Origin of the sequence: Micromonospora echinospora (assembly GCF_014203425.1) — a bacterium.
In the GTDB taxonomy this organism is placed as follows: Bacteria; Actinomycetota; Actinomycetes; order Mycobacteriales; family Micromonosporaceae; genus Micromonospora; species Micromonospora echinospora_A.
In genome coordinates this window covers 2,132,761-2,146,911 of record NZ_JACHJC010000001.1, presented here as the reverse complement: position 1 = coordinate 2,146,911, position 14,151 = coordinate 2,132,761, and the positions used below count along the sequence as shown (strand labels likewise).

Genomic DNA, 14,151 nt, shown 5'->3' with positions numbered 1-14,151 from the left:
GCAAAAGCCGCACAACACCCCGACCGGGGGCCGCAAGTGCAAGATCGCGGAGGAGGGCCGGGGAGCGCGGCGGGTCAGAGGCGTTCGAAGCCACGGGTCAGCTCCCAGTCCGTCACCGCGGCGTCGAAGGCGGTCAGCTCGACCTTCGCCTGGTTGGCGTAGTGGTCTGCCACCTCGTCGCCGAACGCCGTCCGAGCCACCTCGGAGCGCTGCCACAGGTCCAGCGCGTCACGCAGCGTGGTGGGCACCCGCTCGGCGTCCGGGTCGTCGTACGCGTTGCCGGTGCACTCGTCCGCCAGCTCCAGCTCGTTCTCGATGCCGTGCACCGCCCCGGCCACCAGCGCGGCGATCGCCAGGTACGGGTTGACGTCGGCCCCCGGCACCCGGTTCTCCACCCGCATCCCCTGCCCGTGCCCGACCAGCCGCAGCGCGCACGTGCGGTTGTCGGTGCCCCAGCGCAACGCGGTCGGCGCGAACGAGCCGGGCTGGTAGCGCTTGTAGGAGTTGATGTTCGGCGCGAAGAACAGGCTGAACTCGCGCATGGTGGCGAGCAGCCCGGCCAGCACCCGCTGCCCGGTGACGCTCAGGTGTGCCGGCCCGTCCCCCAGCATCGCCGACGAGCCGGAGGCGTCGCGCAGCGAGAAGTGGATGTGGCAGGAGTTGCCCTCCCGCTCGTTCGGCTTCGCCATGAACGTGATCGCCATGCCCTCCTGGGCGGCGATCTCCTTCGCGCCGTTCTTGTAGATGACGTGGTGGTCGGCGCAGCGCACCGCCTCGTCGTACCGGAAGGCGATCTCGTGCTGGCCGAGGTTGCACTCGCCCTTCGCGCTCTCCGGGGTGAGCCCGGCGCCCGCCATATCGGTGCGGATGCGGCGCAGCAGCGGCTCGACCCGGGCGGTGCCGAGCAGCGAGTAGTCCACGTTGTACTGGTTGGCCGGGGTCAGGTCGCGGTAGCCGCGCCGCCACGCCTCCTCGTACGAGTCGCGGTAGAGCACGAACTCCAGTTCGGTGCCGGCGTACGCGGTCAGCCCGTGCGCGGCCAGCCGGTCGAGCTGCTTGCGCAGGATCTGCCGGGGTGAGGCGACCACCGGGCCGGAGCCGTCCAGCCACTCCAGGTCGGCCAGCAGCAGCGCGGAGCCGGGCTGCCAGGGCATCCGCCGCAGCGTGTCCAGGTCGGGGCGCATGGCGAAGTCGCCGTAGCCGCGTTCCCAGCTCGACATCGCGTACCCGTCGACCGTGTTCATGTCGACGTCCACGGCGAGCAGGTAGTTGCAGCCCTCGCTGCCGTTCGTGACGACCTGGTCGAGGAAGTAGGGCGCGTGGAACCGCTTGCCCTGCAATCGGCCCTGCATGTCGGTGAGGGCGAGCACCACCGTGTCGATCTCACCGTCGGCGACCGCGACGCGCAACTGTTCCAGCGTGAGCGGAGTTTTCCTCATCGACGCGCCTCCATCACCAAGGTCTACTGGCAGAACCGGATCACCGTCAATGCCCCCTGCGGCCACCGTCGCAAACGCGATCGGTCGAGGGCGGAAGCCCGCCCGCCCCGTTGAGGTAGGTGAGAACGGCCAGGACGCGGCGGTGGCCGCTGTCGGTCACGGCGAGGCCCAGCTTGGTGAAGATGTTGCCGATGTGCTTGTGTACGCCGTTGTCGGTGATGACGAGCCGGTCGGCGATGGTGGTGTTGTCGTGTCCCTGGGCCATCAGCGCGAGAACCTCGCGTTCGCGGGGCGTGAGGACGGCGATGGGGTCCCGGCGGCGGGCGAGGAGTTGGGCGATGACCTCGGTGTCCATGGCGGTGCCACCGGCGGCCACCCGGCGCAGCGCGTCGACGAACTCGTCCACCCGGCTGACCCGATCCTTGAGGAGGTAGCCGACACCGCCGCCTGTGGTGGCAAGGAGTTCGGCGGCGTACTGCAGCTCGACGTACTGCGACAGCACCAGGACCGGCAGGTCGGGATGCTGTCGACGGGCAGTCAGGGCGGCCCGGATGCCCTCGTCGCGGAACGACGGCGGCAACCGGACATCGACAATGGCGACGTCCGGTCGGTGGTCCCGCACGGCGGTGAGGAAGCCCGCCGCGTCGCCCGCGATGGCGGCGGTGTCGAATCCGACGCTGTTGAGCAGCAGTTTCAGCCCGGTGGCCAGCAGCACGTTGTCTTCGGCTATCACGACCTGCACGGCAGCTCCATGGTGATCGTCGTCGGCCCGCCGGCCGGGCTGTCGACGTCGACTGCCCCGTCGAGCGCGAGCACCCGGCGACGGATTCCAGCCAGGCCGGTGCCGCCCCGGTCGTCGGCGCCGCCGACGCCGTTGTCGGTGATCGCCACCGACAACCGGTCGGCCCTGCGGATCACCGTGATGCCGGCCGCGGTCGCCCGGCTGTGCTTGGTGACGTTGGTGAGCGCCTCGGCGACGGCGAAGTAGACGACGGCCTCCACGGCCGCCGGCACGGTGTCGAGGTCGCCGACGTCCAGCCGGGTCGGCACGCCGCAGCGGGCCGTCACCGCGGTCAACGCACCGGTCAGGCCGCGGTCGGCGAGAATCGGCGGGTAGACGGTGCGGATCACCTCACGGAGTTCGGTCATCGCCTCCTCGGTTCCTTCGTGGGCGTCCCGGAGAAGATCCTCCAGGAGCTGCTCGTTGCGGGGGTTGTCGTACAGCACCCGTCGGGCCACGGCCAGCCGCACGGCGATGGCCACCAGCCGGGCCTGGGTGCCGTCGTGCAGGTCGCGCTCGATCCGGCGCAGCTCCGCGCCGTGCGCGTCGAGCACGTCCGCCCGGGTACGGGTCAACACGGCGACGCGGTCGGCGAGCTGTTCGGCAGTGGAGTGCGACAGCACCGCCAGACAGATCCGGGCGTGCGCGCGGGCGATCGGCGGCAGGGCCAGGTACGCCAGCGCCGCGAGCAGGAGCATCTGCAGGGGGCCGAGGGTGAGAGCCGACGTCCAGCCGGTCACCGGGATGTCGATGAACAGCCGGGGCCGTTCTTCCGGCGCGAACGCCCACCACAGTGGTGTGGCGACCGCGGCAGGCACGAGGTTGCCTACGCACAGCAGCGTGAGCAGGCCGAACACCGTCCCGGTGAGGGCGTTCACCGGCAGCCAGAGCAGGTCGCGGAGCGTGGCCGGATCGGCCCAGGCCCGGCGGCCCGGCGCGCGCAGGGCGGGACGCGCCGCCAAGGGCGTCCCGAGCAGGCGGCCGGCTCGGCCCCGGTGCCAGTTCGCCCACCTCCGGGCGAGCCTCGGATGGCACAGCAGCGGCAGCGCGATCAACGTCGCGATTCCGGTGGCCAGTGCCGCCAGCAGGAACACCGCGGCACGCCACACCTGCGCCCACCGTCGTCCTGACGTCACAGCATGCCTTTCCGCGTACCGGCGGGGCGGTGTCCCGGCCCGGCGCCAAGTCTGCCCGGCGACTGCCGCCCGGGGCACTACAGGCAGCTGTACCTGAAATCCGGTGGTACGAGGTATCGGCCCGCGTCAACGCCGCTCCTAGCGTCGACGGCATGAGATCGAACAGCAGAAACCCCTCGCTACGACGAGTCGCGTTGGGTGCGACGGCCGGACTTGTCGCCCTCGGGATCACGGTCACCGGGCTCGGCCCCGCGGAAGGATCGGCGACCCGTCCGGGCCACCCGGACAGCCGGCTGCAACGGGACACCGACGCGATCCGCGCCCTCGGGGTGACCGGCGTCCAAGCCCGGGTGACCACCTCCGACGGCCGGCACCTGGTCGCCACCAGCGGCGTCGCCGACCGTGCCACCGGACGCCCGGTGCCACCGACCGGACGTTTCCGGATCGCAAGTACCCGCAAGGCGTTCGAAGCCGTCGTCCTCCTACAACTGGTCGAGGAGCACCGGCTGTCCCTCGACGACACAGTCGAACGGTGGCTACCCGGCGTGGTCCGCGGCAACGGCAACGACGGCCACCGGATCACCGTGCGTCACCTCCTGCAGAACACCAGCGGCATCCACGACGACCTGCCCGGCTACACCACACCCGAGGAATACCTCCAGCAGCGGTACGACGTCTACACACGCGAGCAACTCGTGGCGCGGGCGATGAACCACCGGCCGGACTTCGCACCCGGAGCGGGCTGGAACTACTCCAACACCGGCTTCGTCCTGGCCGGCATGATCATCGAGCGGGCCACCGGCCGGTCGCTGCGACAGGAGGTCACCGACCGGATCGTCAGTCCGCTCGGCCTGCACAACACCACCTGGCCCGGGACCTCGCCGTCCCTGCCCCGGCCGCACGCCCGGGCATACCAACTGTTCGAGACCGGTGAGCTGATGGACGTCACCGAGCAGGTTCTGGTCGACCCGGACTCCATCGTCTCCAGCACCCGGGACCTCGACCGGTTCTTCCGGGCACTGCTGGGCGGCCGGCTGTTGCGCCCCGCACAACTGGCCGAGATGAGACGTACGGTCGGGATCAACGAGGACATCGGCGCGATCTGGCCGGGCGGCCGCTACGGGCTCGGCCTGGTCAGCCGCCCGCTGCCCTGCGGTGGCGTCTACTGGGGCCACGACGGCGGCGACGGCGGCTACATCACCGTCACCGGCGTCAGCGACGACGGCCGGCGCAGCGCCGTCGTGTCCATGTCCGCCTCGCTCGGCGACTCGCTGGACCACATGCTCGGGCAGCAACGCGGCGCCGACACGCTGATCCAGAACGCGCTGTGCGGCCGGGTGTGACCGGACCAAGCCGCGTGCTGTGAACGAGAGCCCGACCGGCGAGCACGCCGGTCGGGTCCGTTTCGGCGGCAGGCGAGTGCCCAGCTCAGCCGCCGGAGCGGCATGGGCGTAGGCCGTCGAGGACGGCCGCGCCGTGCTGCCGCACCTACGCTCCCAGGGCGCCGGCCACATCGTGCAGATGTCGAGCATCGCCGCGGGTGGCGCCCGGCGGCGCGCTCTGGGCCGCGACCAGCAACCGCGACGGCCGCGGCACCCCGACGGCCGGCGACGACCGCATCCTCCGCTTCCCGCTCACCCACCGCCGCCCCACGATCTGACCCCGGGGGTACGCGGACAGCGTCCCCGCGTCAGCCACGAACCCGCGCCCAGGCCAGGAAGCGGCCGTGCAGATCCGGCGCGTGGTCGGGATTCAGCCGGGCGAGGTGTTCCCGCGCTTCGGCCATCAGCCCGCCGAGATAGAGAAGCAGCGCGGTGCGGTTCTCCCGGTACTCGACGAGCAGCGACAGCCGGGCCGGCTGGCAGGGCCACTCCGCCCCGCAGTTGCGGCACCGCCAGAGCGGGCGCATAGGCAGGTGCGGAACCACGCGCCGGCCCATCACCGCAGCCGACGGGCGATCGCACGCGCCTCGTCGTCGGTGAGCGGAAGGAACCAGAAGAACCGCCTGACGATCTCGGGCGGTTCCGGCCCCTCGACGCGGCCACGCAGATCCCGGATCGCGCCGCGTACGAGGAACGCCATCATCCGGATGAGCGCAGCCGGATCGAGCTGATCTCGCGGAATGCGACGCAGGGTGGGACACGGCCACGGCTCCCGACAGCGCTCGCATTCCCAGTCCGGCTGGTACCCGACGTGCCCGATGGCGCTGAGGACACCGACCAGAGCCGTCACCAACGGCCCCCGTTCGCCCGCCACTCCTGCGCCCGTGTCAGACGACCGGGGCTGCCCGGGCGAACCGTGGGAAACACCCGGGTCGGCTCGCGCATCCACGCCGGCAGGTTGCTGCCGGGGTCGCGCTTCGGCAGGGTGGGCAGCTTCCGGGTACGGCACCGGAACCATCGGACACGCACATCGGCCTCCTCGTTGTATGGAGGGGGCCGCCCGGCATCGTCGGGACCGGGCGGCCCCGGGCTGGAATCCGCCCGTGCTCGCCTGCGACGAGCGGATCCGCATGCGTGACAGTCTGGTGAGGACACCGCTACGGTCGGAAGGCATCGAGCCTGGTCACGGCGCACGAGTGAAGCACCGGGCCGGCCGGCAGATGTCGAATGAAGTTCACGCACGGACTGTGGAGGAACTGTGGAGGAACCGACCGCCGAGTTGATCCGTGCGCAGCTCCGCCGACTACGGAACGTTGCCGGTCTCAATCAGGAGGAATTCGGCCGGTTGGTCCACTACTCGCCGTCAATGGTGTCCGCCGTCGAAACCGGCAGCCGTCCGTACGACCGGCTCTTCTTGGCTCGTGCCGACGAGGTGCTGAACTCCGGCGGCCTGCTGGTGTCCCTGCTCAAGATGGCCGAACGCGAGGGCTTGCCGTCCTGGCTCCGACCATGGCTCGATGCCGAACGCAACGCTCGACAGCTTCGGTGCTTCCACCCGACTCTCATTCCAGCCCTGCTTCAGACGGAGAACTACGCCCGAGCGGTGATTCGCTGTGACGACCTACTCAGCGATGCCGACGTGGAGAGCCGCGTGGCAGCCCGTATGGATCGCCAGGAAGTCCTGCGGCAGCCATCTCCGCCCCAGCTCATCGCTGTACTCGACGAGGGAATGCTGCACCGCCGCGAAGAGAGCTTCCGCGGCCTGATGGCTCAGCAGATCGAGCACCTGGTCGTCTGTGCCGAGCGCCCGCACCTCAGTATCCACGTGCTTCCACTACAGGTCGGGTTGCACATCGGCTTGTCCGGTCCGTTCACTCTGGCGAGAGGCGCGGAGGGCGGTTGGGTCGCCAGTATGGAATGCCAGCTCACCACGAGCGTGATCGACGGCGACGCCGACGTGGCTACGCTTCAGTCGAGATGGGAGATGATCCGGAGTGAAGCTTTGCCCCGCCGGCAGTCTCTCGAACTTCTGAAAGAGGTGGAGACGTCATGGATTTGAGCGGCGCGACCTGGCGAAAGGCGACCCGGAGCGGCAACACCGACTGCGTCGAGGTGGCTGACAACCTGACGGAAGTGGTGCTGGTACGCGACAGCAAGGACCGCGACGGCGCCACCCTCCACCTCACCCCGTCCTCGTGGCGGTCCTTCATCGCACTGGCCAAGCAGATCGGGCCTGCGACCTGACCGACAAGCCGTCGCCGAGATCTCCGGACGGCCCAATACTCACATCGGCTGGACCCAGGCGGCTCGCCACTGCGGGGACGGGTCCTGGCCGAGGCTGGTCCAGTACTCCCGGCCCTCGGCGATCCGCCCGTCGCGCACGGTCCAAAACGACGCCACCCGGTGTACGCCCATCCCCTCGTGCGGCACCTCCACCTCGGATACCACCGTCTCCCCGGACGCCACCACCCGCAGCACCCGGATCGACCAGCCCTCCGGGTACTCGGCGTTGACCTTCACGTAGTTCTCGCGGCCCACGATCCGCTCGGCGCTGGCCGGCCACTCCACCACCACGTCGTCGGCCAGCAGTTCGCCGACGCCGGCCCAGTCCCGGGCCTGCATGCGATCCCACAACGCGCGTACCACCGCTTCCGACTCCATCGCCGGATCATGGCAGTACCCACCGACAGCTACGACGGCTCGGCGGGCTCCGGCTTCGGTTCGGCCTGGTCGACGGTGCGGCGCGGGCCGGTGAACCACTTGCGGGCCGAGGCGTACCACCAGATGGCGACGCCGAGCAGCACGCCACCGATCGCGATCGGCGCGTAGTTCACAGCCGTCCAGCTGAAGTCGGGGTTTCCGGGCACACCCGCCGGGACGATCGGCAGCACGAAGTAGATCGAGATGACGGCGATCTCGACCACCGCGATCCAGCCGAGCAGCTTGTAGCGGCGGCCGAGCGTCCACGGGCCGGGCTTGAACCGGTCGCCCATCCGCAGCCGGAGGAAGATCGGGATGATGAAGGACAGGTACAGCCCGATCACCGCCACCGAGACCACCGCGTAGAACGCGACCGGGATGCCGCCGCGCTGGTAGAGCGCGGGCAGCGTGAGCACCAGCCCGGCCAGCGTCGCCCCGATGATGGCCTTGACCGGGGTGCCGTTGCGGTCGACGGTCGACCAGAGCCGCCAGCCCGGCACCGCCCGGTCGCGGCTGAACGCGTACGCCATCCGCGACATCGACGTCACGCAGCTCATGCCGCAGAAGAACTGCCCGATGGTGGAGATGATTATGACGGCCTTGAAGAAGAACGGCGTCAGCGCGGTCTCGAAGATGGCCCCGGAGAAGCCGCCCGCCTCGTTGATCGCGTCCACGTCGTTGGCCGCGAACAGGAACGCGAGCAGCAGGATCCAGCCGCCCACCGCCGAGTAGAAGATCGACCGCCACAGCCCCTGCGCGGCGGCCTTGGACGCGCCGCGCGTCTCCTCGGAGACGTGCGCGCAGGCGTCGAAGCCGGTGATCGTGTACTGCGTGAGCAGGAAGCCCAGCGGCAGCACGTAGAACCAGAACGCCAGCCCGCCGGTGTCGCCGTCACCGAAGCCGGAGTTGTTGAACCGCTCGGTGAAGACGAACTGGAAGCTCTGGTGGTTGTCCGGGACCAGGACCAGGATCAGCACCACGGCGGCCGCGCCGGCCACGTGCCACCAGACCGAGACGTTCTGGAGTACGTCGATGATGCGGTGCCCGTAGATGTTGATCAGCCCGTGCAACGCGAGGATCACCACGAACAGCCCGAACGTCTGGTGCCCGGTGCCGGCCCAGCCGTCGAACAGCGCCGACAGCGTCAGGTTGAGGAACGTGGCGCAGCCGTAGTCGACCGACGCGGTCACCGCGACCAGCCCGATCAGGTTGAGCCAGCCGGTGAACCAGCCGTGCACCGGCCGGCCCATGGTCGCCGCCCACCAGTAGATCCCGCCCGCGGTCGGGTACGCGGACACCAGCTCGGCCAGGCAGAAGCCGATGATCAGGATGAACAGCGAGATCAGCGGCCAGCCCCAGGAGATCGCCACCGGGCCGCCGTTGTTCCACGCCTGGCCGAACGTGGTGAAGCAGCCGGCCAGGATCGAGATGATGGAGAACGAGATCGCGAAGTTGGAGAAGCCGCTCCACTTGCGGCGCAGCTCCTGTTTGTAGCCGAGTTCGGCGAGTCGTCGGGCGTCGTCGTCCATCGGCTGCTCGGCGGTCGGCGCGGGCGTCGTGGCCACTGCACACCTCCTCGAGGCGATGCTCGTGCGAGTGCTCGCAGTGTGCTCCCGGCCGATCAAGGTGGTCAATACGTACCCCGGTAATTGCGTTGTCGCCGGATCCCGCCGGGGGCATCATTGTGGGCGTGACCAGGCCCGATCCGACGGGCCGGCGCCGGGCGCTCGGCAACGCCCGGTCCGCGGCGGCGCGCGGCGTCCACCTCTCTCACTGATGTACGGCGATCGGCCGTACCCTCCGGACGCCCCGCGCCGCCGCACCTCTAGACGAACAGCAACCCGGCGACCCAGAGCGCGGCGACCATCAGGCCGGCCATGAACTCCAGCAGCATCGACAGACCGGCCGCCTTGAGCGCCTGCACGGTGGCCGGCCAGGCGAGCCGGGTGTCACCCAGCCGCAGCCGCTCCGCGCCGAAGATCCCGCCGATGAAGCCGATCGGCAGGCCGACCACCGGGATCACGAAGAAGCCGACCACCCCGAGCAGCCCGCCGGCCAGCAGCGACGACGTGGGCACGCCGGTCCGCTTCAGGTTGCGCCCCGGCCACAGGTACTTGAGCACGGTGCCGCCGGCGGCGATCACGGTGGCGGCGGCGAGCACCGCCCAGCGGCCCGGGCCGGCGCCACCGAACAGCGCCCACACCAGCACGCCGCCCCAGCACAGCGGCAGCGCCGGCAGCCCGGGCACTACCACCCCGGCCAGCCCGGCGATGATCGCCAGCGCGGCGACCACCGACACCACTGCCTGCGAATCGGTGAGGCTCACCGTTCTCCCTTCTCGCCTGCCGCCGTGTGAGCGGGAGGTGTTAAGCGGGGCCCCCTGCTCTACCGGAGGCGTTAATAGGGGGCCCTTCCTTACCCGCCCAGGCGGGTGCGGATGCCGTCGGCGGGCATCGGGGCGCCGAACAGGCGGCCCTGACCGGTGTCGCACCGCAGCGCCCGCAGCCGCTCGGCCTGCACCTCGGTCTCCACCGCCTCGGCCGTCACCGACAGCTCCAGCGCGTGCGCCAGCCGGACCAGCGCGTCCACGATCCGCTCGTCCCGGTGGTCGGCGACCGCGTCCCCGTCACCCTTTATCCCCTCGACAAACGGGCCGGCCAGCTTCACGCAGTGGATCGGCAGCCGCCGCAGGTACGCCAGGTTCGAGTAGCCGGTGCCGAAGTCGTCGATGGCCAGCCGCAGCCCCAGGTCGGCGAGCTGGTGCAGGGTCCGCAGCGGCTCACCGGCGCTGCCCATGACCGCGCTCTCGGTCAGCTCCAGCTGCAACAGCTCGGCCGGCAGCCCGGTGTGCTGCAACGCCTCGGCGACCGTCTCCACGATGGCCGGGTCGTCCGCCTGCCGCGCGGCCAGGTTGACGCTGACCACCGGCGACGTCTCCGGGTACGCACGCCGCCACGACTCGGCGTCGCGGCACGCCTGACGCAGCACCCAGGCGCCGAGCCGGACGATCAGGCCGGTCTCCTCGGCCAGCCCGATGAACCGGTCCGGCCCGATCAGGCCCAGCTCTGGGTGCTGCCAGCGCACCAGCGCCTCCACCGTCACCATCGTGCCGTCCAGCAGCGACACGATCGGCTGGTAGTGCAGCACGAACTCGTCCCGGTCCAGCGCGGCGGGCAGATTGGCGGCCAGCGCCGAACGGGCGATGTCGGCGGCGCTGCGCTCCGGGTCGTACACCGCCCAGCGCCCCCGGCCCTCCGCCTTGGCCCAGTACAGCGTGGTGTCGGCGGCCTTCATCAGGTCACCGACGCTCGTCTCCGCCGCCGGGCACTCCACGATGCCGATGCTCGCCGACACGGCGAGCTGCTGGTCGGCGACGTGCACCGGCGCGGATACGGCGGCCAGGGCCAGCTCGGCGACCTCCACCGCGTCGTCGATGCCGCCGTCGGAGTCGACCAGGATGACGAACTCGTCGCCGCCCATGCGGGCCACCAGGTGACCGCGCCCGGCCACGCAGTCGCTGAGCCTGCGGGCGATCACCTTGAGCAGCCGGTCGCCCAGGTCGTGGCCGAGGCTGTCGTTTATCGCCTTGAAGCCGTCCAGGTCGATGAAGCAGAGCCCGACGCGCTGGTCGTCGCCCGCCCTGTCGAAGACCGTGCTGAGCGTCTCGAAGAACAGCGTCCGGTTGGGCAGCCCGGTGAGCGGGTCGTGCAGCGCCTGGAAACGCAGCCGCTGCTGCAACTCGTACCGCTCGGTGATGTCCTCGACCATGGCGACTGTGAACCGGGGCCGGCCGTCGTCGTACCGGATCAGCGAGACGGCGAGGTCGGTCCAGACCACGCTGCCGTCCTTGCGGTAGTAGCGCTTCTCCACCCGGGCGCTGTCCCGCTTGCCCTCGATCAGCTCCTTGTACAGCTCCCACATGCCGGCCGCGTCGTCGGCATAGGCCAACGCCGACACGTTCATCCGCCGCATCTCCGCGACTGTATAGCCGAGCATGTCGGCGAAGGACTGGTTGACCTCGATGATCTGCCCGTCCACACCGGCGATGCCGATGCCGATGGCGGCGCCGGTGAAGACGGCCCGGAAGCGGGCCTCGCTGTCCCGCAGCGCCTGCTCGACGGTGTCCCGCGCCTGCCAGGCGGAGCGGGAGATCCGCTCCTGCTGGCTGAAGACCCGGTCACGCAACGCGCGGGCGAACCCGGCGGCGAACGCGCCCTGCAGCAGCGCGACCCGCTCGCGCAGCTCGGGCGACTCCGCCCGGCCGGGCAGCACCCAGGGCAGAAACCGGTCACCGAGCGCCTGCACCGACCAGTCGAGCACGCCGGGCTCGGTGAGGTGCGCCTCGACCAGGGCACGCCCCACCTCCTCCGCCGGCCGGGCGGAGAAGGTGGGGGCGAGCAGGGCCTGGCCGAGCTGCTCGGTGAGTGGCACCAGCAGGCGCTCGGTCTCGGCCGCGGTCAACGGCACGAATCCGATGCGGCGCACCGCACGAGCCCACTCGGCGGCGTACGCGACGGCGCCGGGCCGACTGACGTCTCCCCCGTCGATGTCCGGGGCGCGCATGGATCAGCCGACGGCGCGGTCGTGCCGGGCGACGCCGCCGAAGGCGCCGAACCGCTCCGGGTGCTCGTCCACGTCCGACGGTGACTCGGGCCGCCAGAGCGGCATGTGCACCACGCCGGGTTCGAGGATCGTCCAGTCGCCGAAGAAGCCGGTGATCTCGGCCCGGGAACGCAGCGTGATCTCGGTGGCGGTACGCGCCGACAGCCGCTGCGCGTCGAGCATCTCCTGCGGCTGATCCTCGAAGGTGGAGTGGGAGATGACCAGGTAGCTGCCGGGCGCCGCGGCGGCCCGCAGGGTGGCCAGGATGTCGACCGGGCGGTCGGCGTCCGGGACGAAGTGCACCACGCCGGCGAGCAGGATGCCCAGCGGCCGGTCGAAGTCGATCAGCCCGCTGGACCGGGCGTGGTCCAGGATCAGCTTCGGCTCGCGCAGGTCGGCCAGGACCGCGGTGGCCCGCTCGTTGCCGGCGAGCAGCTCGTGGCTGTGCGCCACGGCGACCGGGTCGATGTCGACGTACACGATGCGGGCCTGCGGGTTGGCGGCCTGGGCGACCTCGTGCACGTTGCCGACGGTGGGGATGCCGGAGCCGATGTCGAGGAACTGGTCGATGCCGGCGTCGAGCAGCACCCGTACGGCCCGGCGCAGGAACTCCCGGCCCGAGCGCATGGTCGCGGCCAGGTTCGGTGTCATGGCCGCGATCTGCTCGGCGAGCTGCCGGTCGATCTCGAAGTTGTGGGCCCCACCGAGGAAGTAGTCGTAGACCCGGGCGGCGCTCGGCCGGCTCAGGTCGATCTCGGTGGGCGCGCCGTCCGGCGTCTGCATCGCTCGGTCCCCCAGGTCGTCGCCGCCGTCGCTGGCGGGTCGTGTGGTGCAGACCACTCTAGGCCGGTACGGCCAGGTATGGGAGATCCACCGGCGGCGATGCTGCCGGTCGCCGTCAGTCGGCCGACTCCAGCAGCAGCGAGATGCCCTGGCCGACGCCGATGCACATGGTCGCGAGCGCCCTCCGGCCGCCCCGGCGGCGCAGCTCCAGCGCGGCGGTCAGCGCCAGCCGGGCGCCGCTGGCGCCGAGCGGGTGGCCCAGCGCGATCGCCCCGCCGCCCGGGTTGACGTGCTCGGCGTCCTCCGGCAGGCCCAGCTCGCGCAGCACCGCCACGGACTGCGCGGCGAACGCCTCGTTCAGCTCGATCACGTCCACGTCGGCGAGCGACAGGCCGACGCGGTCGAGCAGCTTGCGGGTGGCCGGGACCGGGCCGATGCCCATGATCCGCGGCGGTACGCCGGCCGCCGCCGCGCCGCGTACCCGGGCCAGCGGGGTGAGGCCGTAGCGCTCGACGGCGGCCGCGGAGGCGACGAGCAGCGCGACAGCGCCGTCGTTGACGCCGGAGGAGTTGCCGGCCGTCACCGTGCCGCCCTCGCGGAACGGGGTGGGCAGCGCGGCGAGCTTCTCCAGCGACGTCTCGCGGGGGTGCTCGTCGGCCTCGACCAGCTTGGTCTCGCGCCTGCCCGCGGGCACTGTCACCGGGACGATCTCCTCGGCCAGCCGGCCGTCGGCCTGCGCCTTGGCGGCCCGCTGCTGCGACCGGTACGCGAAGGCGTCCTGCGCGGCCCGGTCCACACCGAACTCGGCTGCGACGTTCTCCGCCGTCTCCGGCATCGAGTCGACGCCCCAGCCCTTGCACATCAGCGGGTTGACCAGCCGCCAGCCGATCGTGGTGTCGTACACCTCGGCGGTGCGGGCGTACGGCGTGGCCGCCTTCGGCATGACGAACGGCGCCCGGCTCATGCTCTCCACGCCGCCGGCCACCACCAGGTCGGCCTCCCCGGCGGTGATCGTGCGGGCGGCGGAGGCGAGCGCGTCCAGACCGGAGCCGCAGAGCCGGTTGACGGTGCTGCCCGGCACCTCCTCCGGCAGCCCGGCGAGCAGCGCGGCCATCCGGGCCACGTTGCGGTTGTCCTCGCCGGCCTGGTTGGCGCAGCCCAGGATCACGTCGTCGGTACGCGCCCAGTCGACCGACTGGTGGCGCGCCACCAGCTCGCGGACGACGTGCGCGGCCAGGTCGTCGGGGCGGACCCCGGCCAGGGCGCCGGCGTACCGGCCGATCGGGGTGCGGACTCCGGCAACGAGGTAGGCCACTGTCATCGCGCGT

Annotated in this window: 14 protein-coding genes; 3 read left to right on the top strand and 11 right to left on the bottom strand. The window is 71.2% G+C overall.

The window, feature by feature from the left end:
- Positions 1-74: 74 nt before the first annotated feature.
- From FHU28_RS10235 to FHU28_RS10225, 3 genes are read right to left on the bottom strand one after another with little or no spacing between them, the layout of a single operon-like run.
- Positions 75-1,439, bottom strand: coding sequence for a glutamine synthetase family protein (locus FHU28_RS10235; RefSeq protein ID WP_184683143.1), 1,365 nt, complete (start codon positions 1,437-1,439; stop codon positions 75-77).
- A gap of 46 nt (positions 1,440-1,485) precedes the next feature.
- Positions 1,486-2,181, bottom strand: coding sequence for a LuxR C-terminal-related transcriptional regulator (locus FHU28_RS10230; RefSeq protein ID WP_184683141.1), 696 nt, complete (start codon positions 2,179-2,181; stop codon positions 1,486-1,488).
- Positions 2,169-3,329, bottom strand: coding sequence for a sensor histidine kinase (locus FHU28_RS10225; RefSeq protein ID WP_311773558.1), 1,161 nt, complete (start codon positions 3,327-3,329; stop codon positions 2,169-2,171). The genes FHU28_RS10230 and FHU28_RS10225 overlap by 13 nt, the downstream gene beginning before the upstream one ends.
- A 221-nt stretch (positions 3,330-3,550) precedes the next feature.
- Between FHU28_RS10225 and FHU28_RS10220 the strand changes: the two genes are divergently transcribed.
- On the top strand, positions 3,551-4,699 hold the full coding sequence (locus FHU28_RS10220) for a serine hydrolase domain-containing protein (RefSeq protein WP_221453162.1): 1,149 nt from the start codon (positions 3,551-3,553) through the stop codon (positions 4,697-4,699).
- A gap of 347 nt (positions 4,700-5,046) precedes the next feature.
- On the opposite strand, the gene FHU28_RS10215 is transcribed toward FHU28_RS10220, so the two are convergent.
- Together FHU28_RS10215 and FHU28_RS32505 are read right to left on the bottom strand one after the other, a co-directional pair.
- Positions 5,047-5,265: a flavin reductase gene (locus FHU28_RS10215; protein WP_260412870.1), complete on the bottom strand. Its 219-nt coding sequence runs from the start codon at positions 5,263-5,265 to the stop codon at positions 5,047-5,049.
- A gap of 29 nt (positions 5,266-5,294) precedes the next feature.
- Positions 5,295-5,441, bottom strand: a complete 147-nt coding sequence (locus FHU28_RS32505; RefSeq protein WP_260412869.1) for a hypothetical protein — start codon at positions 5,439-5,441, stop codon at positions 5,295-5,297.
- A 555-nt stretch (positions 5,442-5,996) separates the two neighbouring features.
- Here FHU28_RS32505 and FHU28_RS10205 point away from each other — a divergent pair.
- On the top strand, positions 5,997-6,797 hold the full coding sequence (locus tag FHU28_RS10205) for a helix-turn-helix domain-containing protein (RefSeq protein ID WP_184683133.1): 801 nt from the start codon (positions 5,997-5,999) through the stop codon (positions 6,795-6,797).
- Positions 6,788-6,982 carry a DUF397 domain-containing protein gene (locus tag FHU28_RS10200; protein WP_184683131.1) on the top strand — a complete coding sequence of 65 codons (195 nt, stop codon included), beginning with the start codon at positions 6,788-6,790 and terminating at the stop codon, positions 6,980-6,982. Before FHU28_RS10205 ends, FHU28_RS10200 begins: the two co-directional genes overlap by 10 nt.
- Before the next feature lie 39 nt (positions 6,983-7,021).
- Here the strand turns inward: FHU28_RS10200 and FHU28_RS10195 are convergent, their stop codons facing one another.
- The 6 genes from FHU28_RS10195 to pcaF all read right to left on the bottom strand — a co-directional run bounded on the left by FHU28_RS10195 (position 7,022) and on the right by pcaF (position 14,144).
- Positions 7,022-7,399 (bottom strand): nuclear transport factor 2 family protein, encoded by a 378-nt coding sequence (locus FHU28_RS10195; RefSeq protein WP_184683129.1) that lies wholly within the window; start codon positions 7,397-7,399, stop codon positions 7,022-7,024.
- A gap of 29 nt (positions 7,400-7,428) precedes the next feature.
- Positions 7,429-9,003 (bottom strand): amino acid permease, encoded by a 1,575-nt coding sequence (locus FHU28_RS10190; RefSeq protein WP_184683127.1) that lies wholly within the window; start codon positions 9,001-9,003, stop codon positions 7,429-7,431.
- A 260-nt stretch (positions 9,004-9,263) separates the two neighbouring features.
- On the bottom strand, positions 9,264-9,764 hold the full coding sequence (locus tag FHU28_RS10185; protein WP_184683125.1) for a DUF456 domain-containing protein: 501 nt from the start codon (positions 9,762-9,764) through the stop codon (positions 9,264-9,266).
- 89 nt (positions 9,765-9,853) lie between these two features.
- Positions 9,854-12,001 carry a putative bifunctional diguanylate cyclase/phosphodiesterase gene (locus tag FHU28_RS10180; RefSeq protein ID WP_184683123.1) on the bottom strand — a complete coding sequence of 716 codons (2,148 nt, stop codon included), beginning with the start codon at positions 11,999-12,001 and terminating at the stop codon, positions 9,854-9,856.
- 3 nt (positions 12,002-12,004) lie between these two features.
- Positions 12,005-12,823: an SAM-dependent methyltransferase gene (locus FHU28_RS10175; protein ID WP_184683121.1), complete on the bottom strand. Its 819-nt coding sequence runs from the start codon at positions 12,821-12,823 to the stop codon at positions 12,005-12,007.
- A 115-nt stretch (positions 12,824-12,938) separates the two neighbouring features.
- Positions 12,939-14,144 carry a 3-oxoadipyl-CoA thiolase gene (gene pcaF, locus FHU28_RS10170; RefSeq protein WP_184683119.1) on the bottom strand — a complete coding sequence of 402 codons (1,206 nt, stop codon included), beginning with the start codon at positions 14,142-14,144 and terminating at the stop codon, positions 12,939-12,941.
- Between the last annotated feature and the right edge of the window lie 7 nt (positions 14,145-14,151).

Coding starts and splice junctions, on each gene's coding strand:
- FHU28_RS10235 (WP_184683143.1), bottom strand. CDS start 1,439: ATGAGGAAAACTCCGCTCACGCTGGAACAGTTGCGCGTCGCGGTCGCC.
- FHU28_RS10215 (WP_260412870.1), bottom strand. CDS start 5,265: ATGCGCCCGCTCTGGCGGTGCCGCAACTGCGGGGCGGAGTGGCCCTGC.
- FHU28_RS32505 (WP_260412869.1), bottom strand. CDS start 5,441: ATGATGGCGTTCCTCGTACGCGGCGCGATCCGGGATCTGCGTGGCCGC.
- FHU28_RS10200 (WP_184683131.1), top strand. CDS start 6,788: ATGGATTTGAGCGGCGCGACCTGGCGAAAGGCGACCCGGAGCGGCAAC.
- FHU28_RS10195 (WP_184683129.1), bottom strand. CDS start 7,399: ATGGAGTCGGAAGCGGTGGTACGCGCGTTGTGGGATCGCATGCAGGCC.
- FHU28_RS10180 (WP_184683123.1), bottom strand. CDS start 12,001: ATGCGCGCCCCGGACATCGACGGGGGAGACGTCAGTCGGCCCGGCGCC.
- FHU28_RS10175 (WP_184683121.1), bottom strand. CDS start 12,823: ATGCAGACGCCGGACGGCGCGCCCACCGAGATCGACCTGAGCCGGCCG.
- pcaF (WP_184683119.1), bottom strand. CDS start 14,144: ATGACAGTGGCCTACCTCGTTGCCGGAGTCCGCACCCCGATCGGCCGG.